We start from the raw sequence: 22,236 nt of genomic DNA, 5'->3' as shown, positions 1-22,236 counted from the left end.
GACGTCGCCAGCGAGAGCGAACGACATCGGGGTGTAGCGCAGCTTGGCAGCGCGCTTCGTTCGGGACGAAGAGGTCGTGGGTTCAAATCCCGCCACCCCGACGCTGGTCAGAGGCCGGTGGGTAAGTTTACCCACCGGCCTCTGACGCGTTTGGGGGCCAAAGGCCTTTGATCAAGCCTCGCGGGCGGTCGCCTCGCGCCGCTGGGCATAGATCACGTCCATAGCTTCCGCATCCTCGGTAACGACCGGTCGGAGCTGCTTCCGGCGGACAGCCTCCGTGGTGGCCTGACTGGCGTGTCCGACCAGCTGCGCGATGCGCTCAAGCGGGATGCCGTGGTCCGAGAGCAGCGAGACGAAGCTGTGTCGCAGCTCGCGCGGTGTCCATTCGGGGGCCGGCCCCGCCTGTTTCGTACGCCGCTAGGGAGTGCGAGCACAAGGTAGGCGCACAACCGCGAAGGGCGAGCCGCGGCGAGCACAGCTTCCGCCCGCTTGAGGTTCAGGGCTTTACTCGGACGCCCCGGCCGTCCTTCCGGAGCGGTGACGAGCAGGGCGACGTTTCGCGCGGCCTTGTCTCTGCGCGGAGCCTGCTCGATGGAACGGCGCAGGATAGCGAGCAGGTCGCGGAGGCTGCGCGTCGCCAGGAATTCGGCCCTCCCGAAGGGCGGGTCGGGCCCCCTGAGTCGTTCCTTGGGTCGTCTTGGGAGCCGTTCGAAAGCCGGCGCCGCTCGACGTAACCACCCCGCGTGTACGCCCGGGGCAGCGTTCTCGACGCCTCCTCGGCCCTCGTCGTCCGGGCTTGCCAGCACCTACCCCCTGCCGCTCGGCACGAGGGGACGGAAGGCGGCGAGGGCAGCCTTCCAGTCGGATGCGACCGGGTCTTCCGGAGGGAGGGCGGGGCCCAGGTCCTCTGCCGCGCATAGCACGGCGGAGGCGAGCTCCCGCGCCGTCGTCCGTGCGACGACTCCATCCTTACCGGCGACCGACAGGCCGTCTTTGGTCCGTCGCACAACGAGGCCGAAGGAAGTGTCGGCACCGGTGAAGGTCAGCATGCGATCGTTGCCCCGAAGAAAGGCACCCAGGCTGTCCAGCAACTGGACGACCGAGAGATAGATCATCATGCCCTGATCGGGGACATGGCCGGCCGAATCGGCCGTGCCGAGATCGCCGGTGACGGCCATGTCACCTAGATCGAACCCGCCGGCGTCGCCTTGGCCGGGCCGTACGGTGAACTGCACAGTGATCACGGGGTATAGCTCTTTCCTACCGGGAAAAAGGTGATGACACGGTTTCCGTCCTCGGAGTCGACGATGAGCCGATATCGGGCCGACATGCCGTTCACGGTCATCCTCTTCTCGAAGGTCTGGATCCGCCGCCCGGGATCCGATACCCGCTGACCTCGTTCGATCATCGTTCTCACAGCCTTCTCCACCTGTCCGCGGGTGGTCGACGGAGGCATCAGATCACCGTGGCCGCCTTGAGCGGTTCCCGAGATATGGCGCTCATCGATGTGCTGCCAGCCCTCCTTGGGGTTCCCGGTCTCCATCCTCGGAGTGGTGCGGCAAAGCGCCAGGCCGTAGGGATCCGTCCAGGTCAGCGGATGAGGCCCGTACCAGTACGGGTTCGGACCGGCTTCCAGACCGAGCGGGTCCGAGGAGAGGTACCCCGCAGTATCGGGATCGTAGTAGCGGTGGAAGTTCTGGTTGAGGCCGGATTCCACATCGGCGTACTGGCCGGGGAAACGCAAGGGGCAGTCCACGGACTCGGCGTCGTCGGCAAGTGCCGGATACCGTGTGCCCCACAGAGTGGTACGCCGCTGCCAGTCGATGTCGCCGTCGGGGGAAACGAGTTCGGTGGGGGTTCCGATCACGTCCGTGACGACGGCGTGGAAGTGAGTAGTGTGGTCGGTCGTGGTGTCCTCGGCGAGCCGGGAGAGGTAAGACGCACCCGCGGGGCCGACCATGTACCTGCTCGTGGTCTGGGCAACGGGGCGATGTGTGGCGGGGGCGTAGTCCCACGTTGTGACGGCACCGTGCGCGAGGAGTTGCTCAGCGAGAAGGGTCTCCTCCCAGGCGAAATCCGTCCGGTCGGCCTCCGAGCCGTCCGGCAGACAGCGGAACTTGGCGATGCGCCGTCCGAGCGGGTCGTAGGCATACCGCCATCGGGCGCCCTCGGGCGTAACGACCTCAACGAGCCGGTCCTCCGCGTTCCAGGCGTACGCCCACGTCTTTGCCTGCCCGCTCAACAGCTTGCGCGTTTTCTGGGTCCGGCGGCCCTGGGAATCGTATGAGTACGTGGTATCGCCCGCCCGCCGCACCAACGTGCCGTCGATGTCACGCCCACCTGCGGCAACATGGGCGGCTGCGGACGCATCGGTGAGGGTGCCGGCGTTGTCGTACGCGTAGGTCTCGCTCCAGCCATGGGCGCGTACACCCGTCACTCGGCCCATGGTGTCGATGTCGAAGCGGCGCATGCCCGTGGTGAGCTCTCGGATCTCGGTCAGGTGGCCGTCGGATCGGTAGGCGTACGCGCGGTGCTGCAACAGGTTGTGGGCACCCGCTGTGAGAGATTGGGCTGTGAGGCGATCGACTGCGTCCCAGGTCTGCGTGAGGGGCACGCCGCTGCCCACGTGACGTTGGGTCTCGCGCCCTGCCGCGTCATGCGTGAATGTCAGCGTCCCCGCTTCGGAACGCAACTGTGTCGGCCTGCCCGCCGGATCGTATGTCCAATGCGAGGTCCGCCCCGCTGGGGTATCGCGTCGGACCCGGCGGCCCAGCGCGTCGTAAGCGTACGTGGTGGTGCGTCCGTTGACGGTCTCGCTCACTATGCGGCCCATCGCATCGCGACTGAACGCGATGTCCGCGTCCGCGTTAACCGCTTGCGCGAGGCGGCCGTCTGCCGCATAAGCGAATGTCGTGACGTCGTCCACGTCCGATCGTTGCTCCACCAGCCGCCCCAATGCGTCCCGCACGAAACGCAGAGTCTCCCCGGCTCCGTTGGTCCGCGCGGTCACCTGACCTGCCGCGTCGTGCGTATATGTCAGCGTGCGGCCGTTGAAGTCTGTCTCGATCACGAGACGACCTGACTGGTCGTAGGTGTACGTCCAGGTGCGGCCTTGCGCGTTGGTGACCTCTGTCAGACGCAGTTCCGTGTCGTAGGAGAACGCATAACGGGCGCCGTCCGGGTCGATTCTCGTGGCCGGTACGTCGAAATGGGCCGAGGTGTGCCGGGTTGTATGACCTGCCGGATCGGTGTGGGAGAGGAGGTTGCCCTCAGCGTCCCAGGACCACGATTCCCGGGTGCCGTCGGGCTGCTCGCGCCAGAGAGGCTTGCCCTCTGGCGTCCAACCGAGCCGTGTGGTGTGGCCCAGCGGATCTGTCACCTCGGTCACCCGGCCGAAAGCGTCCCGGCGGACGGTCGTCGTGTGGTCCAGCTCATCCGTGAGGACGACGGGCAGGCCAGCGTCGTCGTAGGCGACCGTGCGGGTGTGTCCGAGGGCGTTCGTGATCGCCGTTGGGCGGCCCGCCACGTCGTTCGTATACCGCGTCTCGGCGCCGACCGGGTCCATGGTGCTGAGCAGATTGCCCCGCTCGTCGTACGTGTGCCGCCAGACCGCCCCGCTGGGCTCGACCACCTCCGTGGGGAGGCCAACCGCGTTGTAGGTGGCCCGGGCGACCGAGCTGTCGGGCAGGCTGAGTTCGGTGATGTTGCCCGCGTCGTCATAGGCATACCGCGTGGTGTGGCCCAGGGGGTCGGTTACCGTCAGCGGCTTGTCGCCATATTCGTCCCACTCCGTGCGGGTGACATGCCCGAGCGGGTCCGTCTCCTCCACCACCAGGCCCTCGGCGTTGTACTGGTGGACCGAGACATGACCCTGCGAGTCGGTGTACGTCGTCGTGCGGGTGATGTCGTCGTACGTCAGCGTGCCGGAGAGGATGCCGTCGACGCCCTCGGTGCGGGTCACGCGGCCGCGGTCGTCGTAGACGTACGCGAACCAGGTGCCGTTGCGGTCGGTCCAGCGGGTGACGCGGTCCTCGGTGTCGTAGGTGAAGCGCAGGGGTTCGCCGCTGGAGTTGATGACCTCGGTGAGGTTGCCGGCGGTGTCGTAGGCGTAGCGCATGACGAGGGTGCCCTCGTCGGGCGCGGCGCTGGGAAGGTAGCGGGAGGGCGGCTCGTCCAGCAGGCGCAGGGCCGTGATGCGCGGGCCCTGGGTGTCGACGGCGACGTAGTAGCCGCCGGAGTGGCGGATGCCGAAGGGAACGCCCTCGTCGTCGCGCTCGACGTCGATGCGGTTGCCGTTGCGGTCGCTCCATGAGTCCAGCGCCAGGTGGAAGACGCCGAAGGAAGGAGAGGGGGCGGGGGCGGCGAAAGTGCGCATCACGCCGGTCGCCGGGTCGGTGACCGTCATCGCGCCGTCCGGTTTGCCGTCCCACTCCAGAGGCCAGCGCGGGCCCTTCACCGGGATGGTCGGCACGCCTGGTTCCGGTACCGGATAGACCAGACGCATGCCATCGGCTGCCGCGAAGACGACGCCCTCGCCATCGATTTGGAGGCACTCGTCCAGGGTGGATATCCAGGTCGGGCCGAAGCAGACGCCACCTCGGTAGGAAGAGAGGTGGGTTCGGGTGAACTCCAGCGGCAGACTGCCCGGCAAGCTGAGATCGCTCTGCGTCATCAACATGGCGCCGGTCGCCACGTCGATCGGTTCGCCCACACAGGGGGTGCGATCGGCGTTGCGGGCGGCCGGGCCCAGCTCCACCAGGTCGGGGCGCAGCGACGGCGGGCGCAGCAGCAGCGGCGTGGTGTCGGCCAGTCCACCTTCCATGCTCGCCTTCAGCAGACCGCCGCTGGCTCCGAGCGCGCCGCCGAAGATCATGCCGTCCTTGGCGGCCTGGTTGACCTCGTCCAGGCTGAGACCGTGCTGCAGCCCGGTCGCGATCTTAAGGGGCTGGGCCACGGCGAGGTCGACGGTGACCGACTCGACTCCGCCGAACGCGGCGGCGATGAGGGCGCCCCCGGTGATCTCTGCCACCGTGGCGGAGACCGCGACGCCCATCGTGGCACCGAACTCGATCACCGCGTCCGCTGCCGCGACCGCTGCTCCGGAGGCGAGGCCCGCGGTGAAGAAGGCGAGGGTCACACCGCCCGCGATCACGGCCGCGTCGATGCCGATCTGCGTCCAGAGTTTGTTGATCGCGTCGTCGATGGCATCGGCGAACTTGTCCAGCTGCTTGGCCATCTCCCGCGAGGACTTCGCCAGATCGCTCAGCCAGCCGCCGTCCTTGCCCTGCGCGTAGCGCCCCCAGAACTTGCTGAACGCCTCGATCGACTCACCGGTGTTGTGGTGGATGATCGAGGACGCGCTGCGGTGCACGGGCGCGCGGACGTCGTCCACGGCTTCGGCGAAGGTGCGCCAGGCCTTCGCCGCGTCCCGCAGTCTGTCGGGGTCGGCCTCCGGCCACCACAGGCCCAGGTCGAGAAGGATGTGGCGGGCCTTGTCCTCAACGCTCACCGGCACCGTCGCTCTGCTTGTCGGTCTTCACCTTGGTGAACATGCCGGCGATGAGTTCGTCGTTGTCCACGTGCCCGTCCGCCATGTCGACCATGGCCTCGTGAATGCTCGTCAGACCGAGCACGAGAATGCCCGTCGAGGACTCGATCGTCTTCTGCTGCGGCATGTAGAGACCGCCGAACTGGTTGCCCTGCTCGTCGTGGCCCCAGGGCTCACCGAGGCCGTCCAGGGTCTGGATGAGCGTGGTCAGCGCCCTGCTCAGATCGATGGCGCCCTGATGGAAGGCCGGTGCCGCCGCCTTGATGTCGGCGGTCTTTATGTCCAGGACCTTGCCGGGTATCTTGCCGTCGCCCATCGCTGTCCTCCCCCGGTTGGCAACTGCGGCTTCCGACCATAGGACAGACGGGTAAAGGAAGTGCCATGCCGGCCCCGCGCGTGATGGTGCCCGTCGGCTGTTCGTCTCAGGGTTCTCCTGCTGGTTGGCCGTCATAACGCTTCGGGGAGCGGGCGGGTGGCGGGCAGCGCCCGCCGGGTGCACGCACGGGGAGCCACCGGGGAGCCAACCCGCTCCCCGAACCCCTCCCATGCCACGCGACACCAACCGAACCCACCCCTCCGACCTGCGGAAACGCGATCGAAGCTGGCAGGCTCACCAACCGAACCTCATTCGGGACGAAGAGGTCGTGGGTTCAAATGCCGCCACCCCGACAGCCGAGGTACCACATCAGGGGCCTGATCCGCTTAGCGGGTCGGGCCCCTGAGTGGTTTCCGGGGTCATCTCGGGAGCAGCCCGAGGACGATCACACCCGCCCCAACAGCTTGGGGTGTGCTCCAGTGCTTCCTCCCAGCGACAGCGGGGCGGCGGATGTCCTGGGGCGCGCAGCTCTCGGCGATGCGCAGTGCCTGGTAGCCGTCGGCGAGACGGCCCCGCCGGCTGTAGGCGCGGGCGGCGTCGGCCCGCAGGGCGGCACGGCGCTCGGGGACCGGGAGGTGCCGGCGCATAAGCGGCCGGGCTACGGCCAGGGCGATTCCTGCGTCACGTGCCGCAGCTCCCGGGGCGTCCACTCGTCGGCGTTGATCCCGTCGATGCCCTCAGTGGCTTCCGAAGCTCAGGTCTCGTCCATCACCCGTCCACGACTGCCAAGTCCGCTGGAACGGCCGCCGTACCCCGTCGCCGTGGGCATCGCGGACGGGGTACGGCGCCGGTCTCCGTGAGCGGTCCGGCGTTCTCAGAGGTCCAGGAGGCGGCGTAGCCAGTCCACCTGCACGGCGCGGGCGGACCGGGACAGGGACGCTTCGGGGGCGAAGCCGGTGAAGCTGTGGAAGCCGCCGGGCCAGACGTGGAGTTCGGCGACGCTTCCGGACTGCCAGAGGCGGGTGGCGAAGCCGACGACCTCGTCGCGCAGGGTGTCGGCGGAGCCGACGTCCATGAAGGTCGGGGGAAGGCCGGTGAGGTCCTCGGCGCGGGCGGGTGCGGCGTAGGGGGAGACGTCCGGGCCGCCGCGGCGCTCGCCGAGCAGCGCTGTCCATCCCGTCTCGTTGAAGGTGCGGTCGAAGACGCCGATGCCCGCCATCTGGTAGGTGGAGGGCGTGTCGTTGCGGTCGTCGAGCATCGCGCACAGCAGCATCTGCCCGAGCGGCCGTGGTCCCCCGCGGTCACGGAGGAGAAGGCCCAGTGCGGCCGTGAGGGCGCCCCCGGCGCTCGTGCCCGCGGTGACGATCCGCTCCGGGTCGCCGCCGAGTTCCTCGGCGTGCGCCGCCGTCCACAACAGGCCGGCGTACACGTCCTCGACCGGCGCGGGGTGCGGATGCTCCGGTGCCAGCCGGTACTCCACCGACACCACGATCGCGTCCAGTTCCCTGGCCCAGGCCAGGGGCAGTTCGACGCCCACCCTGTTGTGGCCCAGGACCATGCCTCCGCCGTGGGTGTAGTAGACGACGGGACGGAGACGGCCGGCCGCCGGGGTGGCCGGGCGGCAGATCAGCAGCGAGATGTCGGGGGCGCCGTCCGGACCCGGCACCGTCCGGTCCTCCGTCTCGAAGGCACCGTCCATGCTCACGTCCATGTCGGCCGCCGTCCGCAGGGCCGGGCTCTGACGGGCCGGGACGATCTGGTCGGGGGTCAGGCCGGGCGGCATCACCTGGTTGATCGCCTCCAGTGCGACGGCGAGTTCGGGGTCGAAGGGGGGCGGCACGTACTCCATGGTTCTCCTTGCTCGTAGGCCCTTCGTCGCCCAGCACCGGCGATCAAGGGAGTTGACAGGGCCGGGCCGTCATGAGGTGATCCAGCCTCGATGATTCTCTGGGGGGAGAAGTCCTTTGCTGTACATGGCCGTAGCGCTTGCCGGTGCCGATTCGCCGGGTGAGCATCTGCAGTTGGCCGCCTTCACGGCGATGGCGGCGGGTGTCTTCATATGGCTGGGGCGGAGGCAGCGCCGCACCGGGCGCGGTCTGGCCGCTCCGAGCGAGACGATGAGGGCGGGCGACCGGCTGGTCCAGCCGCCCCCGCCGAGCCGCGGTTACCGCATCGCAGGCGGCGTGTGGATCGGCGTCGGGAGCATCTTCGTCCTGCCGGCGGTGTTCAACCTCGTGGCGGCGATCGGCCAGCTCGTCGACTGAGCCCCGGCCCAGCGAGCCTGGGCGGCGGCCAGGTGGAGGGGTGCGTCGCGGCCGGTATCCCCCGTGGGTCGCCTCCCCTGAGCAACCGTCAGGGGCGCGGTGCTCGCAGGTGGCGGCGGGCGGCCAGTTCTTCGGCGTCGACCAGGGTGAGCATGGGTTGGCCCGGGGCGCAGAGCATGGTGACGAGGAAGCGGCTCCGGGTGTCCGTGCGGTTGTTGCCGTCCTGGTAGTGGATGACGTCGCCGCCGGGCTCCCAGAAGGTCTCGCCGGCCTTGATCACCCGCTCCGGCTCGCCCTCCAGCTCGAAGAGCATCTCTCCCTCCAGCATGTAGCCGAAGGCGGGGCCCGAGTGCCGGTGCGGCGGGGTGCCGGGGTCTCCCGGAGGGAACTCGATGACGACGGTCATCACCTCCACCCCCTCGGGAACGGAGGGCGGTTGCACCGACTGGAGCACGGTGAGCGCCGTCTTCCAGGCGTCCGATCCCGGTGGGCTTCCGGTGCCGCCTGTTGCCGGGTCGTCGTTCGGCATGGTGAGGCCTCCGGGTTCAGGGTTCGCGTGGGTCCGTGTGTGTATGGAAGGGGCTGGGGTCCGGTGGTACGAGGGGGCGGGGCCGGGGTCAGGTGAGCCAGTCCCGGTAGTGGGTGGGGGCGATCCAGGCTTCGCCCTTCGGGACGAGGGCGTCTCCGGGTACGGCGGCGAACATGCCGGCGCTGTCGTCGGTGACGACCGTGCGGCCGTCCGGGCGGGCGCTCAGAGTCATCCGGCCGATCTCGTCGAGCGGGATGACGTCGGGCCCGGCGATGTCGAGGGTGCCGTTCAGCGGGGGCCCGGCCGCCACCTCGGCCACGGCCGCGGCGACCTCCTCGGCGGCGATCGGCTGGAGCGGGGTCGCGGGCAGGCGTACGGTGCCGTCCTCGTCGGTCCACGACATCACCGCGTTCATGAACTCCATGAACTGGGTGGCGCGGACGATCGAGTAGGGGATCCGGCCGGCCTTGAGGAGGTCCTCCTGCAGGGTCTTGGCCCGGTAGTACACGAGGTCCGGAATCTCGTCCACGCCGACGATCGACAGCACGACGGCGTGCCCGACCCCGGCCGCCCGGGCCGCGTCCAGGATGTTCTCCATCGAGGTGCGGAAGAACTCCGGCGAGGCGTCGTCGAAGGTCGGCGAGTTCGTCAGGTTGACGACGACATCGGCACCGGCCAGTGCTTCCGCCAGCCCCTCGCCGGTGATCACGTCCACACCTGTGGACAGCGAGTACGCCCCCACCTCGTGGCCGGCCGCCCTGAGCTTCTCCACGACCTGCGAACCGATCAGGCCGGTACCGCCGATGACTGCGATCTTCATGGGTCGCCCTTCGTCACGCGCCGGCAGGCCATGGGGCCGACGGCGGACCACACGCCCGGTGCGGGGGCCCGGGGCCCGGGGCCGACGGGATCATGCCTGCGGCGACAGGTCATGTCTCCAGCCTGCGTCGGCGCGGTCCGCGGCGCATGTGGGCCGGTGCGCCGGGCCACCGGGCCACCGGGCCACCGGTGCGCCGGGCCACCGGGCCACCGGTGCGCCGGGCCACCGGGCCACCGGGCCGCCGGTGCGCCGGGCCGCCGGGCCGCCGGGCCGCCGGTGCGCCGGTGCGCCGGGCCGCCGGGCCGCCGGTCCGCCGGTCCGCCGGTCCGCCGGTGAGTCTGCGGCGCCCGGCGGAGGCCGGGGCGCAAGGTCGCAGCGGCCGGGAGCGCCGCGTACACCCCGCAGGGTGTCAGCGGCACAGCTCCATGATCATGTCGTCGAAGTCCGGGAACTCCCGGCCGGCCCGTTCGACGATGGCGGACGGCGGCCGCCGGTGCCCGGCCGCGAAGCGTTCCGCGACCTCCGTCAGCGCGTGGTCGGGGCGCGGGGACCAGCCGGGATCGTCCGTCGTCGCCGCTTCCCGGGGGCCGAGACCGGCCGCCAGCAGCCACAGGAAGCCGGCGAGGTCGGAGGCTATGACGCCCGTCTCCCCCTCGGAGCCGAGGAAGACCACGGGCTGTTCGGCGAGCGGGCGGTGCGGGCGTGCCGTCCAGACGGCCGCGTAACCGCCGGAGCCGTCCTGTCCGAACACCCGGAAGTCGTCGCCGGTCAGCTCCGCGTTGCCCGTCCAGGCACGGAACCAGTCCGTGGTGTCCTCGGCGGAGAGGAACGCGGGGAACGCCTCGAAGTCGACCCCGTCGCCGTCGTCGTAGTCGAACGGTACGGCCAGTGCGGCGGCGAGAGCGGGCGGGAACCGGAGATCTTCGGCGGTGTTCATGCCGGGCAGGCTAGCCATCACCGGTGACAGCGGGCAGCAGCCTCAGGAGTCCCGGTGACAGCGCGCCGCCTCAGGCGTCCCGGTAACCGTGGACAGCCTCAGGCGTCCCGGTAACCGTGGACAGCCTCAGGCGTCCCGGTGACAGCGGGCAGCCTCAGGCGTCCCAGGTCTCACCGGCGCATCAGGAGTGGTGACCTGGATCACATGATCGAGGACCGGACAACCCTTCTTCGCGGCTGTGGGTCGTCTGTGTGTACGCATTCGGTCACTCCTGTCTTGAGGTTCGCATGAAGCTTCGCCGCTCTCTGGCTCTCGCCGCCGCGACAGCCGCCATAGCTCCGGCCGTCCTGCTGACGGCGCCGGCCGCATTCGCGTCGGACGACACCACCACCGCGGCCACCGCCGGCGAGACGGCTGCGACGACCAGCGACGAGACCACGGCGGCGGCCGAGGACACCGCTCCGGCCACCGGTGAGACGACGGCGCCGGCCGCCGGCGAGACGACCTCCGCGGCCGACGACTCCAAGGCTGCGGCCGAGGGGGCGACCGAGGCGACCACGTCCGCCTCGGCCGACTCCGCCGCCTCAGCCGACGCGAGCGTCTCCGCCTCCACCTCGGCGTCCGCTTCCGCCTCCCCCTCGCTGTCGTCCAACGCGGGCGACCCGCTGGAGTGCGACGGCGACAGCGAGCCCGCGATCGACCACCACCTGCACACGACCCTCTCCGGCCTCCCCTCGAAGGTCGTGGCCGGCAGCGGCTTCCACGGCTTCAAGCTGAACGTGGCCAACAGCGGCGACCGTGCCTACAAGCGGGTCGACCTCGGCGTGTTCGCGGCGCAGCTGGACGAGGAGGACTACTTCATCGACACCAGCCACCTCACGCTGCAGTACCAGGACCCGTCCTCCGGCCAGTGGGTCGACATCTCCCTGGACGAGGGCGACGAGGCCGCCGGCTACCTCGGCTACACCGACGTCAAGGCCCACGAGTCCTTCACCGTGGACATGCGCGTGGCCGTCGACAAGTCCGCCCCGGCGGGCACCGGTTACGCCATCAGCATCGGCATGTACGCCGACGACAAGGGCGACTGCGTCCTGTCCGGCGACGACAGCTACTACGAGTTCCAGATCCTGAAGGCCGGCACCGCGCCCGGCAAGCCGAACGACTCCAGGCCGCAGGGCGGCAAGAAGCCGCTGCCGAAGCCGCAGCAGCCGTCCGGCAACACGGAGATCGAGCCGCAGGGTCACCTCGCGGAGACCGGTTCCAGCTCCGCGATGCCCGTGATCGCCCTCACCGGCGGTGCCGCCGTGGCCGTGGGTGTCGGCGCGATGTTCGTCGTGCGCCGCCGCAGGACCGCGGGTCCGGGTGCGACCGTCTGACGGCGGCTCCCCGGCGGGAGCCGGCAGCGACGGGCCCCTCGGGCCCCGGGGCCCTGAGGCCGGGGTCCCCCGGGCGCAGGGCGCCCTGACCACGAGGTCCGCGTACGGGAACGAGGTCCGCATCACCGCCGTCGAGCGGTGACGCGGGCCTCGTTCCCGTAGGCGGCGGGGCGGCAGCCGGGCGGTCCCGGGCCGGACCCGGTCAGCCCGCGGTGAGCAGCCGTCGTACGACGTGTCCGGCGGAGTCGACGCCCGAGCTGCCGCCTTCGACGAGGGCGGCCACGGCGATACGGGAGTCGTAGGCGGTCAGCCAGCCGTTGGTGTGGTCGCCCTCCTCCGCGGTGCCGGTCTTGGCGCCGACGCCCGCCAGACCGCCCAGGCGCGGGGCGGCGGTGCCGCTGGTGGCCACGTCGCTCATCATCGACCGGAGGTAGCCGGCCGTACGGGCGGAGATGGGCCGCGAGGCGGTGTCCTGGTGCTGGCCGGGGACGATGACCGGCTGCCGGAAACCGGTGTTGCGTACGGTCGCGGCCACGGACGCCATGAACAGCGGCGTGGCCGTGACCTTGCCCTGGCCGATGAACTGCGCGGCCTGGTCGCCTCCTTGGACGTTCGCCGGGATGCTCGGGTCGGTGGTGGCGACACCGCCGCCGATGGACCAGCTGCCCATGCCGAAGACGTCGACCGCCTCGTGGTTCAGCGCGGACGCGTCCCCGCCGTGCACCAGGGCGTTGAACCCGTCCTTGATGAAGGAGGTGTTGCACGACACCGTGAACGCCTGCGCCAGGGTGGAACCGTGACGGGCCCGCACCCCCGGGTCGTTGTGGAACGTCTGGCTGTTGGCCGTCACCGACTCGTCGCACGGCGCCGGACTGCCCGGCGTCAGACCCGCCTGGTCGATCAGCGCGGCCGACGTGATGATCTTCATCGTGGACCCCGGCGACTTGATGCCGTCGATCGCGATGTCCCCGTCGTCGCCCGTGTGCGCGAGGGCCAGGATGTGGCCGTTGCGCCAGTCCAGCGCGACGGTCCCGGCCGGCTTGTCCTGGAGGTGCGCGTCCTTCACCGCGGTCTCGGCCGCCGCCTGGAGACGCGCGTCGATGGTCGTCCTGACGACCGCGGGCCGGCCCTTGGAGAAGACCTTCAGCGTCTTGACGCCCCCGCCGTCGGAGTCGAGCACGGCCACGCCCTTGCCCGGGGTGCCTCCGGACGGCTCCCCGTTCCGGCCGATCGTCGTCGCGATCTCCCGCAGGGAGGGGAAGGTGGACAGGTCGGTCTTCCCGTCGCTCGCGACCGCCTTCGCCGGCGTCGCGTCGGCCGGCAGTTCTCCCCCGGAGAGGGTCTCGTCCTCGCCCAGGCCCGGATAGAGGACGGAATTGTTCCAGTGGACCGCGAGCGCCCCGTTCGTGGCCTTCACGACGGCGACCGCGCTCGGATACGTCCAGCTTCCCCCCGCGACCTCGGCGGTGACGTCGAAGGTGACCTTCGTCGCGCCCTGGGTCACCGTCGAAGGGCCCACCGGGACAACGTTGCCGAAGGAGACCTTCTTCAGCCGCAGGCCGTCCGCGTAGCCACGCAGGGCCTGCCCCGCGGCGTCGGGGACGTCGGTGTCGCTCGCCGCGCCGTCGAGGTGCCGCCGCGACCAGCTGTCCAGGAACGCCCGGGTCAGCTTGAGCGCCTCCGCGTCCGAGGGCGGCGCGCTCGACAGCCCCGGTCCGGAGAGGGGCTGGGCGCCTTGCGGCGAACCGTCGTCGGAGGTCAGGCCGTGCAGGATGTTGTAGGTACCGATCCCCCCGAGGACGAGCAGCGCGGTGCACGTACCGGCGAGGCCGATCTTCACAGCTCTGTTCATGCGCCGGATCGTATGTAAGTCCTATGTACACGCGTGCCGGCAATCTTCGGATCGTTACCGGACCGTCAGGGCTGCCTGAGGGGGCGCGTGGGGCGAGTGCGGCCAGGGCCTGCCTTCCGGATCTTGCCGGGGTCGCGGGGTCAGAGGGTCAATGTGATCGCCGCGCCGATGCCTCCCAGGCCGAGGGCGAAGGCGCCCGGGAGCCAGCCACCCCTGCCCCAGGGGAAGAAGCGGTCGAGGGCGAGCGCACCCGGCCCGATCGCGGCGATGGCCACGGCCACCACGGTGATGCAGACGCTGTACTCCACGCCGCCGTCCTGGTCCCACAGGCCGTGGGCGCCGGTGACCGTGGCCATGGCGTTGATCATCACGCCGACCAGGGCGGCGGCCGCCAGCGGGGTCAGCAGTCCCACGGCCAGTCCGAGTCCGCCCAGGAACTCGGAGCCGCCTCCGATCACCGCGAAGAGTTTCCCGGGGCGGAAGCCGAGGGCCTCGAAGCCCTTGCCGGTCGCCGTCAGGCCGGGGCCTCCGAAGAGCCCGAACAGTTTCTGCGCCCCGTGGGCCGCCATCAGCAGCCCGATCGTCAGCCGGACGAGCAGGAGGGCGCAGTCGGCGGCGGTGATCCGGGGCGTTCCGGTGCCCGACGCCACCGGTTCCCTCGGACGCTCGGTACGACGGTTCGGGATGCTCTGGTCACCCATGGGAAGCTCCGGAAGAACACCGATCAGTGGTCACCCCCAGCTCGGCCTGACGCCGAGGCACCGGCCGGCGGCGCGCCCCCGCGCAGCCTCGCGGAGCGCGGGCCACCATGCCCATCCTTTCGCGACGGTCGCGTTCGTGCACCCGGTGAGGCTCGGGGCGGGGCGGCGGGCGGGGCGGTGGACGGACCGGCCTGCGCGGCACGGCCGGCGCGGTGGGCGGACCGGCCTGTTTGGCACGGCCGCCTGCCGGATCCGGCAGGCCGGACGACCGGCGGTCGCGGGGCCGCGGCGGGTCGCGAGGGCCCGGCAGCGCGGGAGGGCCCGGGAGCGCGGGAGGGCCCGGGAGCGCGGGAGGGCCCGGGAGCGCGGGAGGGCCCGGGAGCGCGGGGCCGGTTGCCGGGAGACGTAGCCGACCCCTTCCGGCGTACGCCGAGACGGGGCTCCCCGCCGCGTGCCGGAAGGGGGTAGCCGCGTCCTCGGCGTACCCGGATCCGGGAGCGCAGGGCCCCGGCCGTCCCGAGCCGGAGGGCCGGGACGGCCGCGGTACGGAAGCGCCGCGCACGGCGAGCCGTACACGGTACGGAAGCGCCGTTCATGGCGGGCCGGAGCGGCCGGGAGGGACCACTCACGGCGGGCCGGACGCAGCACGGACGCACCGCGCACGGCGGCCCGGCGCGGTCAGAAGTTGCCGCGCGCCGCGGGCCGAGCGGTCGGCCCAGCCGTAACCCGCCCTTCGGCGCCGGGCCTTGTGCGGGAGTCCCGGTAAGCTGCCGATGATCTCTTCATAATTGCGTTCGAATCATGGGGACTTGAGAACAGGTGGCGAAGGCTGCCACAGAGAGCGAGGGAACAGCGGTGGGATTGCTTCTGGCGGATCGCTACCAGTTGGACGAGCCGCTGGGGCAGGGCGCCATGGGAGAGGTGTGGCGCGCGACGGACCAGATCCTCGACCGGCCCGTCGCGGTGAAGCTCCTGCACGCCGAGGAGGCGACGGACACCGAGCGCTTCCGGCTGGAGGCACAGACCGCCGGGCGCCTCAACCACCCCCATGTCGTGGGTGTTTACGACTTCGGCTCCCACAACGGCCAGCTCTATCTGGTGATGGAACTGATCGACGGCTGGACCCTGGCCCAGGAGCGCTCCCTGCGCGGCGCGCTGCCGCCGGACGAGGCCGCCGCCGTCGGGGCGCAGATGGCGCTCGGGCTGTCCGCCGCGCACACCCAGGGCGTGGTCCACCGGGACATCAAGCCGGCCAACGTCATGCTGTCGAACGACCGCACGGTGAAGATCACCGACTTCGGCATCGCCCGTTTCGCGGACGACTCGGCGGCCACGCTCACCGCCACCGGCAAGGTTCTCGGCACCGCCGACTACCTGGCCCCGGAGCGGGCGCTCGGACGCACCGCACTGCCGGCCTCCGACATCTACTCCCTCGGCTGCGTTCTGTACGAACTGCTCACCGGGCAGCCCCCGTTCCGCGGGGCCAACAGCCTGGCGGTGGTCCAGCAGCACGTGGACTCCACGCCGGTCGCGCCCGCCCACATACGTCCCGGGATACCGGATCAGCTGGCCGACTACGTCCTCGGCATGCTGGACAAGGACCCCGCCCGGCGCCCCACCGCCGAGCAGGCCGCCGCATGGCTCGCGACGCCCCGGTACGAGCAGCGGCAGCCCGCTCCGCACCAGGCCAGGACCGGACCCCCGGCCCCGCCCGCCCTGCCCGCCGCGACGGCTCCGAACCGCGCCCGCTCACGCACCCGCACCGCCCCCCGTGGCACCAGCGGCGGCAACGGCAGCGGAGGCACGGCCACCGGGAGCAGGGCCGCCGGGAACAGGGGCGGAACGGGAAGCCTGACCCGGTCGGGAACGGGATCCCTCGCCGGTGCCGGCAGCAGGCGTGCCACTCCCCGCCCCCGAAAGCAGACCAGCAACACCATGAAGGCCGTCCTGGGCGGCGCGGGCCTGCTGCTGTTCGCGGCGGCGGCCGCCGTCGGCGCCTCGCTGAACTCGCCCGACGAGACCCCCGCTTCCCCCTCGCCCTCCGGGTCCGCCTCGGTGAAGGGCGCACCCGCCGAGGGCACGCAGGTGAACAACACGTCCGCGACCGGCACTCCGCCGCCGGCCGCGCCGCCCGTCACCACGCCGCCCGTCACCGCGGCCCCGCCGGCCGGGAAGCCCGCCCCCGCGCCGCCCGGGGAGAAGCACAAGGGCCACGGGGGCAAGGGCAAGGACGGACGGCACTGAGCGAACCGCGTGTGCGGGCGGCGGCGCCCCCGGGGAGACGCCCCCTAGCGGGACGGGGTCAGGGGCAGCTCGTCCGTGTAGGCGTTGACCGGCTGGGGGATGCCCTGTGTCTGGTGGACGTCGAGGGCGGCCCGCGCCGACGCCGTCCCCAGGGTGCCTTCGGGGTGCCAGGTTCCGGTGACCGCGAGCCAGGTGTTGGCGGCCGGGGCCGGGGTGCCGTACACGCGGACCTTCACGGTCTGTGAGTCGGCCGCGCAGCACGTGAAGATGATCCGGGTCAGGTACCAGCCGGTGCCGTTCGCGGCGGGGGTGACGAAGCCGGTCAGCCGGACCGCGCGGCCCCTGATCGCCCGGGTGGGATCCTGCTGCACGCGTGTGGTGAAGCCCGTGAGGGTCATGGGCAGCGGCGAGTCCGCGGGCAGCGGTTCGAACCTGCCCTGCTTGACGACCGCCTTGTCGCTGGCGTGCGCCGCCGTGTAGGCGCCCAGAGCGGGCGGGGCGTAGAGGAGAAGGCTGAGCGCGGGAAGGACCAGCAGCCAGGCGACCTTGGGGGCGGCCGAGTGATCGTGTCCGTGCCCGCCACCGTGGTCGTGACCGCCGTCGTGGACGTGACCGGCGCCGGACTCCAGCCCGTGCCCGTATGCACCGTCGGACTCCGGCCCGTGGCCGTGCGCGCCGTCGGACTCCGGCCCGTGGCCGTGCCCGTCGTCGTGTCCGCACCCGTGGCCGTCCGCGCCGGCCCGGAGCCCGTGGGCGTCGGTTCCCCGCCGCGCGCGGCGTCCGTCCAGGAGGATGTTCGCCGCGCCCAGCAGCACCAGGACGGCCCCGGACGCGATCAGCAGGGGCCTGAGGCCCTCCTTGACGTAGCGCAGGTACAGGTCGGTGAAGAGGGCCGTGTGCAGGAGGCCGACACCGGTGAGGGTCAGCAGGGTCGTCTGCGCGAGGCGTCTCACAGCAGCGCTCCTCCGATCAGGACGCTCGCGGCGACCGCCACGACCGTGGTCGCGGTCGAGAAGCGCACGGCGAACGCCTTCCCGAACGTGCCCGCCTGAAGGGCGATCAGCTTCAGGTCCACCATGGGCCCGACCACCATGAACGCCAGCCGCGCGGTCGGGGAGAAGCCGGTGAGGGAGGCGGCGACGAACGCGTCGGCCTCCGAGCACACCGCGAGGAGCACGGCGAGACCGGCCAGGAAGAGCACCGAAAGCCAGGGCGATCCGGAGAAGGTGTCGAGGACGGAGCGGGGCACGGCCACGTTGAAGGTCGCGGCGGCCATGGCTCCGAGCACGAGGAAGCCCCCGGCGTGCAGGAAGTCGTGCTGGAAGCCGTGGCGGAACTCCGTCCAGCGGCTGTGCCCGGCATGGTGGCCGGTGTGCCGGGCCGCGGGCCGCAGCCACTCCTCCTTGCCGAGCCACAGCCACAGCCAGCCCATCAGCGCGGCGGTGGCGAGCGAGGCGAGCAGCCGCGCGGCGACCATGGCCGGGTTGCCGGGGAAGGCGACGGCCGTCGCGGTGAGCACGATCGGGTTGATCGCGGGGGCGGAGAGCAGGAAGGCGAAGGCGGCGGCCGGTGTCACACCCCGGCGGATGAGGCTGTTCGCGACGGGTACGGAGGCGCACTCGCAGCCGGGCAGCACCGCGCCCGCCACACCCGCCACCGGTACGGCGAGGGCGGCGCGCTTGGGCAGCACCCTGGTGAACAGGTCGGCCGGGACGAAGGCGTTGATGGCCCCGGACAGCACGGTGCCGAGCAGGAGGAAGGGCAGCGCCTGGACGGTGATGGCCAGGCAGACGGTGCGCCAGGCCTGGACGGCGGGGTGGTCGAGCCATCGGGTGCCGGCGAGGAGCAGCAACGCCACGCCGGCGGCGACGGCCAGCGCGGCGACGACGGCCGCCGGGCGTACGGGAGCGCGGCGCGCCGGCAGGCCGGTGGACACGACCGCCACTCCGTCGGTCACCTCCACCATTTCATCCGTTTTTCCCATTTTCACTCCGGATGTCGGTGTTGGGCCGACGATATGTGAGGGACGCGGTCCGGGCCGCGCGCACACGCCGTCGCGAATGGATGACGCGACCGCGCCGACCCTCGGGCGCACACCCGACCCCCCGCACCCCCGGGCGCACGCCCGACTCCCCGCACCCCCGGCGCGCCCGACTTCCCGGAGAAGACGGCACCGGACGCGCGGGAATCCGCCGGGAATGCGCGCAGCAGAACCACAGGGGACGCACACGGTCTTCCCAAACGATCGTTACCGTTGGCCGCCGTTCGATCCCGCGTGCGAACGCGGCCAGGCCCCGGCCGCAGGCGCAGCCGACTCAGGAAGACCGCAAATGGACTACTGCTCCTCGTGCCGTCGCCATCTGAACGGCGCCCTCGTGTGTCCCGGATGCGGCGCCTACGCTCCGGACATCGCCCCCGTCGCGGATCTGCGCCCCGGCCGCGCGGCGACGCGCGGCCCGGCGGCCCGGGAGCAGGCCATGCGGGACGCGGCAGCGCGGGACTTCGAGCCCTTCGGCACCCCGGCCGCCCTCACGCCGCCGTTCGCCACGCCGCACTCCCCCGCGCGGCCGACGGGCACCTCCGCTCCCGCCGCTTCCGCCCCCGGCTCCGCGGCCCCCGCCGCAGCGGCCTCCGCACCCTCGGCCGCCGCGGGCGGACCGCCGTACGACGACGGTTTCCGGGGCGGCGACGGTTTCCGGGGCGACGACAGCTTCCCGGGCCGCGATGGCTTCCCGGGCGGCGATGGCTTCCCCGGCGACGACCGTGATCCTCTCGGCGGCCCTCCCGGCGGACCGGTCGTGGGCGCTCAGGCGGAGGGCGCCCCGGCGTTCAGCCCGTCCGGTGACGTGCGGGACGCGCCCGCCGCGACGCGGGGCCGGGCCGCCCGGCGCCGGCAGCTGGCCCGCTGGAAGAAGAACAAGCGCAGGGCCGCCGTGGCGACCGCCGTGGCACTGGTCGGCGGCGGGCTCACCCTCGCCTCGATGGACCGGCAGTCCACCGACCGCACCCAGGCGGCCGCGGCTCCGGACAACCGGGGCATGGGCGGCGTGGGCGCGGAGGCCACCGCCGACGCCCTGCCCGTGTCGACCCCGCCCGGCTCCCCGCACACCTCCGGCCCCCCGCACACGCCGGCGCGGGGGAGCGGCGCCTCCCACGGACGGACCGCGCGGAGCACCCCCACCGCACAGGCGCCGCGGACCTCGCGGGCACCGGCCACGCCGGCCGCCCCCGGCCCGTCGGACACGCGCACGGACTCCGCCGCCACCCCGCTGCCCGTCCTGACTCCGTCCTCCTCGCCGCACACCTCGGCCCCCGCGGCCGCGGCCCCCTCCGGCGGTACGGCCACGGGGGCGGGCGGCGCCGCTTCGTCCGCCCCGGCGGACCAGCCGTCGGCGTCCGCCCCGGCCCCGACGGGCTCCGGGAGCGCCGGTGACGCCGGTTCGGCGACGCCCGCGACGCCGAGCGCCCCGGCGGCGACCTCTCCGGCCCACGTCTGCCTGCTCGGTCTGGTCTGCCTCAACTGACCGGCCGACCGGCTGGACCGGCTGGACGGATGACCGGCGGGACCGGCGGGACCGTCAGGTGTTCCAGGTCTCGTCGTAGGGGTCGTGCGGGACCGGTACCGGCCTGACCGAGGTGACCTTCAGGTACGGGATCGGTCCGTTGTTGACCGGGTCGTGGGTCATGCGCGGGGTGTAGGTGCCCGTGACCTCCACCCAGGCGTCCGGCCGCAGCACCGGCGGCAGCGTGCCGGTCAGGGCGATCTTGACCGGCTGGGCGTCCGCCGCACAGCAGTTGAGGGCCATGCGGACCAGGAACGGGGCACCGCCGCGGTCCAGGGCGAGGAAGCCGGTGACGCGGACGGGACGCCCGTGCAGGGAACGTCCGTGCCCGTACGCCGCCCGGGAGGCGTAGTCGACCACGCTGAGCGGCACCGGATCACCCACGGGAAACCTGTCGTACCCGTACGGCTGTTGCAGGGCCGTCCCCGTGCGCAGGGCGCTGTACGAGCCGAGGGCCGGCGGGGCGATGAGGATGAGCGCGAGCAGAGGGAGCAGCAGCAGCCACGAGATGCGGGGCTCGGGGTGGGCGTGAGTGGCCTCCGCCTCTTGGGCGTTGCCGTGTCCGTGGGTGCCGTCGTGTGCGGGGGTGGCGTCGTTTCCGTGGTCGTGCGCGGGGGTGACGTCGTGTCCGTGGCCGTGCGCGCCGGGAGCCACAGTGGCCTGCGCGGCCTCCACAGCTCCCGTGACCTCCGCGGCTTGCACGGCTTGCGCCGCTTGCGCCGCTTCCGGACCGTCCGCCTCCCGTGCCGCCCGCTCCTTCGTCCGCCCCTTCGCCCGTCCGCGTTCGTACCAGGCCGTCGCGAAGGACGCCACGATCAGCACCGCGCCCGAGGCCAGCAGCAGCGGGCGCAGGCCCTCCTTCACATAGCGCAGGCAGAGGTCGGTGGCGCCCACGTGCAGCAGGACCGCGCCGAGCAGGAACATGACCGCCGCCTGGGCCTGCCGGTTCACAGCAGCACCGTCCCGGTCAGGACCGCGCCGGTGATGGCGAGGGCGAAGGTGGCGGGAGCGAAGCGGAGCGCGAAGCCACGGCCGAAGGTGCCCGCCTGCATCGCGAAGAGCTTGAGGTCGATCATCGGGCCCACCACCAGGAACACGAGCTTGGCCGTCAGCGAGAACTGGGTCAGCGACGCGGCGACGAACGCGTCCGCCTCCGAGCAGATGGAGAGCAGGACGGCCAGCACGGCGAGGGCGAGCACGGAGACCAGGGGGTTGTCGGCCGCGGTGCGCAGCCAGGCCGCCGGGGCCACCGCCTTCAGCGTGGCCGCCGCCATGGCGCCCAGCACCAGGAAGCCGCCCGCGTGCATGGTGTCGTGCCGGACCGAGTTCCAGAACGACTCGCCCTTGGTCGCGCTCTCGTGCGCGCCGTGCGCCGGCTGACGCAGCCAGTCGGTGCGGCCGAGGCGCTGCCACAGCCACCCCATCGCGCAGGCCACCAGGAGACTCGCGAGGAACCGGCCCAGCACCATCTCCGGATCGCGGGGGAAGGCGACCGCCGTCGCGGTCAGGACGACCGGGTTGATCGCGGGGGCGGACAGCAGGAACGCGAGGGCGGCGGCCGGGGTGACCCCTCTGCGCACCAGCGCGCCCGCCACCGGGACCGACGCGCACTCGCAGCCCGGCAGCACCGCACCCGCCAGCCCGGCCACCGGGACGGCGAGCGCCGGACGGGCGGGGAGGGCACGGGCGAAGAAGGAGGGCGGCACGAACACCGCGATCGCCGCGGAGAGCAGGACGCCCAGGACGAGGAAGGGCAGTGCCTGGAGCGTCACGGCCACGAACACCGTGGTCCAGCTCTGCATCACGGGCGTTCCCAGCGCGCTGCGGATCGGCGACTGGGCGAGCACCGCGAGCATCAGGGCCGCCGTCAGCACCAGCGGCGAACTGATCCGCCGGGCCGCGCGGCCGTCCCGCGCGCCGGACGGGTGTGCCGGATCCCGGGATGTGCCGTCGGGCGGGGTTCCCGGCGGGGCGTCTTCGGTGATGGCCACGGGTGGGTACCTCCGGCTGTGTGCTCCTCCCCTCCCGTACGCGGTGACGGGCGCGGCCGTTCAGCCCGGACCTGGAACCGTCCGTCTCTTTGGGG

General features: G+C 72.1%; 18 protein-coding genes, 1 tRNA gene and 1 pseudogene. 5 read left to right on the top strand and 15 right to left on the bottom strand.

Annotated elements, in window-relative coordinates; translation table 11 throughout:
• Window positions 1-27 precede the first annotated feature (27 nt).
• Window positions 28-101, top strand: a tRNA-Pro gene (locus tag ACIPRD_RS30310).
• 70 nt (window positions 102-171) lie between these two features.
• On the opposite strand, the gene ACIPRD_RS30305 is transcribed toward ACIPRD_RS30310, so the two are convergent.
• From ACIPRD_RS30305 to ACIPRD_RS30280, 6 genes and pseudogenes are all read right to left on the bottom strand, one after another.
• Window positions 172-348, bottom strand: coding sequence for a hypothetical protein (locus tag ACIPRD_RS30305; RefSeq protein ID WP_401567812.1), 177 nt, complete (start codon window positions 346-348; stop codon window positions 172-174).
• A gap of 458 nt (window positions 349-806) precedes the next feature.
• On the bottom strand, window positions 807-1,244 hold the full coding sequence (locus tag ACIPRD_RS30300; protein WP_401567657.1) for a hypothetical protein: 438 nt from the start codon (window positions 1,242-1,244) through the stop codon (window positions 807-809).
• Window positions 1,241-5,509, bottom strand: a complete 4,269-nt coding sequence (locus ACIPRD_RS30295; protein ID WP_401567655.1) for a DUF6531 domain-containing protein — start codon at window positions 5,507-5,509, stop codon at window positions 1,241-1,243. Before ACIPRD_RS30295 ends, ACIPRD_RS30300 begins: the two co-directional genes overlap by 4 nt.
• Window positions 5,499-5,864 carry a hypothetical protein gene (locus tag ACIPRD_RS30290; RefSeq protein ID WP_361112842.1) on the bottom strand — a complete coding sequence of 122 codons (366 nt, stop codon included), beginning with the start codon at window positions 5,862-5,864 and terminating at the stop codon, window positions 5,499-5,501. The genes ACIPRD_RS30295 and ACIPRD_RS30290 overlap by 11 nt, the downstream gene beginning before the upstream one ends.
• A 494-nt stretch (window positions 5,865-6,358) precedes the next feature.
• Window positions 6,359-6,547, bottom strand: a pseudogene (locus ACIPRD_RS30285) (transcriptional regulator); the annotation flags it as partial.
• Between the two features lie 191 nt (window positions 6,548-6,738).
• Window positions 6,739-7,713, bottom strand: a complete 975-nt coding sequence (locus tag ACIPRD_RS30280; RefSeq protein ID WP_401567653.1) for an alpha/beta hydrolase — start codon at window positions 7,711-7,713, stop codon at window positions 6,739-6,741.
• Between the two features lie 124 nt (window positions 7,714-7,837).
• Here ACIPRD_RS30280 and ACIPRD_RS30275 point away from each other — a divergent pair, with 124 nt between their 5' ends.
• Window positions 7,838-8,128 carry a hypothetical protein gene (locus ACIPRD_RS30275; RefSeq protein ID WP_401567650.1) on the top strand — a complete coding sequence of 97 codons (291 nt, stop codon included), beginning with the start codon at window positions 7,838-7,840 and terminating at the stop codon, window positions 8,126-8,128.
• 88 nt (window positions 8,129-8,216) lie between these two features.
• On the opposite strand, the gene ACIPRD_RS30270 is transcribed toward ACIPRD_RS30275, so the two are convergent.
• The 3 genes from ACIPRD_RS30270 to ACIPRD_RS30260 form a co-directional block, all read right to left on the bottom strand.
• Window positions 8,217-8,657: a cupin domain-containing protein gene (locus tag ACIPRD_RS30270; RefSeq protein ID WP_401567647.1), complete on the bottom strand. Its 441-nt coding sequence runs from the start codon at window positions 8,655-8,657 to the stop codon at window positions 8,217-8,219.
• Between the two features lie 88 nt (window positions 8,658-8,745).
• Window positions 8,746-9,477 carry an SDR family oxidoreductase gene (locus tag ACIPRD_RS30265; protein WP_401567644.1) on the bottom strand — a complete coding sequence of 244 codons (732 nt, stop codon included), beginning with the start codon at window positions 9,475-9,477 and terminating at the stop codon, window positions 8,746-8,748.
• A gap of 409 nt (window positions 9,478-9,886) precedes the next feature.
• Complete coding sequence (locus ACIPRD_RS30260) at window positions 9,887-10,414, bottom strand: SMI1/KNR4 family protein (RefSeq protein ID WP_356409853.1); 528 nt, start codon at window positions 10,412-10,414, stop codon at window positions 9,887-9,889.
• A 287-nt stretch (window positions 10,415-10,701) separates the two neighbouring features.
• Here ACIPRD_RS30260 and ACIPRD_RS30255 point away from each other — a divergent pair, with 287 nt between their 5' ends.
• Entirely contained in the window at window positions 10,702-11,790 is a 1,089-nt protein-coding gene (locus ACIPRD_RS30255; protein WP_401567641.1) for an LAETG motif-containing sortase-dependent surface protein, read from the top strand.
• A 202-nt stretch (window positions 11,791-11,992) separates the two neighbouring features.
• Here ACIPRD_RS30255 and ACIPRD_RS30250 read toward each other — a convergent pair whose 3' ends face one another.
• Complete coding sequence (locus tag ACIPRD_RS30250; RefSeq protein WP_401567640.1) at window positions 11,993-13,642, bottom strand: penicillin-binding transpeptidase domain-containing protein; 1,650 nt, start codon at window positions 13,640-13,642, stop codon at window positions 11,993-11,995.
• A gap of 140 nt (window positions 13,643-13,782) precedes the next feature.
• Window positions 13,783-14,343: a DoxX family protein gene (locus tag ACIPRD_RS30245; RefSeq protein ID WP_356409862.1), complete on the bottom strand. Its 561-nt coding sequence runs from the start codon at window positions 14,341-14,343 to the stop codon at window positions 13,783-13,785.
• A gap of 855 nt (window positions 14,344-15,198) precedes the next feature.
• Here ACIPRD_RS30245 and ACIPRD_RS30240 point away from each other — a divergent pair.
• Complete coding sequence (locus tag ACIPRD_RS30240; RefSeq protein ID WP_401567636.1) at window positions 15,199-16,587, top strand: serine/threonine-protein kinase; 1,389 nt, start codon at window positions 15,199-15,201, stop codon at window positions 16,585-16,587.
• Window positions 16,588-16,631: 44 nt separating this feature from the next.
• On the opposite strand, the gene ACIPRD_RS30235 is transcribed toward ACIPRD_RS30240, so the two are convergent.
• Together ACIPRD_RS30235 and ACIPRD_RS30230 are read right to left on the bottom strand one after the other, a co-directional pair.
• The gene (locus ACIPRD_RS30235; protein WP_401567633.1) at window positions 16,632-17,540 is read right to left on the bottom strand and encodes a TIGR03943 family putative permease subunit; all 909 of its coding nucleotides are present in this window, start codon (window positions 17,538-17,540) and stop codon (window positions 16,632-16,634) included.
• Entirely contained in the window at window positions 17,537-18,553 is a 1,017-nt protein-coding gene (locus ACIPRD_RS30230; RefSeq protein ID WP_401567630.1) for a permease, read from the bottom strand. The genes ACIPRD_RS30235 and ACIPRD_RS30230 overlap by 4 nt, the downstream gene beginning before the upstream one ends.
• A gap of 364 nt (window positions 18,554-18,917) precedes the next feature.
• On the opposite strand from ACIPRD_RS30230, the gene ACIPRD_RS30225 reads away from it, so the two are divergent.
• Window positions 18,918-20,111, top strand: coding sequence for a hypothetical protein (locus ACIPRD_RS30225; RefSeq protein ID WP_401567627.1), 1,194 nt, complete (start codon window positions 18,918-18,920; stop codon window positions 20,109-20,111).
• A gap of 54 nt (window positions 20,112-20,165) precedes the next feature.
• On the opposite strand, the gene ACIPRD_RS30220 is transcribed toward ACIPRD_RS30225, so the two are convergent.
• A complete protein-coding gene (locus tag ACIPRD_RS30220) occupies window positions 20,166-21,101 on the bottom strand; it encodes a TIGR03943 family putative permease subunit (RefSeq protein ID WP_401567625.1) in 936 nt (311 codons plus the stop codon).
• The gene (locus tag ACIPRD_RS30215) at window positions 21,098-22,141 is read right to left on the bottom strand and encodes a permease (protein WP_401567622.1); all 1,044 of its coding nucleotides are present in this window, start codon (window positions 22,139-22,141) and stop codon (window positions 21,098-21,100) included. Before ACIPRD_RS30215 ends, ACIPRD_RS30220 begins: the two co-directional genes overlap by 4 nt.
• Window positions 22,142-22,236: the final 95 nt, after the last annotated feature.

The sequence above is a fragment of the Streptomyces sp. NPDC090108 genome (assembly GCF_044747185.1).
Lineage (GTDB): Bacteria > Actinomycetota > Actinomycetes > Streptomycetales > Streptomycetaceae > Streptomyces.
Note: the sequence above shows the minus strand (reverse complement) of the source record. Positions and strands in the feature narration are given on the sequence as shown.

Bases quoted from the DNA above. Each gene is read 5' to 3' on its own strand.
- ACIPRD_RS30290 (WP_361112842.1), bottom strand. From the start codon at position 5,864: ATGGGCGACGGCAAGATACCCGGCAAGGTCCTGGACATAAAGACCGCC.
- ACIPRD_RS30280 (WP_401567653.1), bottom strand. From the start codon at position 7,713: ATGGAGTACGTGCCGCCCCCCTTCGACCCCGAACTCGCCGTCGCACTG.
- ACIPRD_RS30275 (WP_401567650.1), top strand. From the start codon at position 7,838: ATGGCCGTAGCGCTTGCCGGTGCCGATTCGCCGGGTGAGCATCTGCAG.
- ACIPRD_RS30270 (WP_401567647.1), bottom strand. From the start codon at position 8,657: ATGCCGAACGACGACCCGGCAACAGGCGGCACCGGAAGCCCACCGGGA.
- ACIPRD_RS30265 (WP_401567644.1), bottom strand. From the start codon at position 9,477: ATGAAGATCGCAGTCATCGGCGGTACCGGCCTGATCGGTTCGCAGGTC.
- ACIPRD_RS30260 (WP_356409853.1), bottom strand. From the start codon at position 10,414: ATGAACACCGCCGAAGATCTCCGGTTCCCGCCCGCTCTCGCCGCCGCA.
- ACIPRD_RS30255 (WP_401567641.1), top strand. From the start codon at position 10,702: ATGAAGCTTCGCCGCTCTCTGGCTCTCGCCGCCGCGACAGCCGCCATA.
- ACIPRD_RS30250 (WP_401567640.1), bottom strand. From the start codon at position 13,642: ATGAACAGAGCTGTGAAGATCGGCCTCGCCGGTACGTGCACCGCGCTG.
- ACIPRD_RS30245 (WP_356409862.1), bottom strand. From the start codon at position 14,343: ATGGGTGACCAGAGCATCCCGAACCGTCGTACCGAGCGTCCGAGGGAA.
- ACIPRD_RS30230 (WP_401567630.1), bottom strand. From the start codon at position 18,553: ATGGTGGAGGTGACCGACGGAGTGGCGGTCGTGTCCACCGGCCTGCCG.
- ACIPRD_RS30225 (WP_401567627.1), top strand. From the start codon at position 18,918: ATGGACTACTGCTCCTCGTGCCGTCGCCATCTGAACGGCGCCCTCGTG.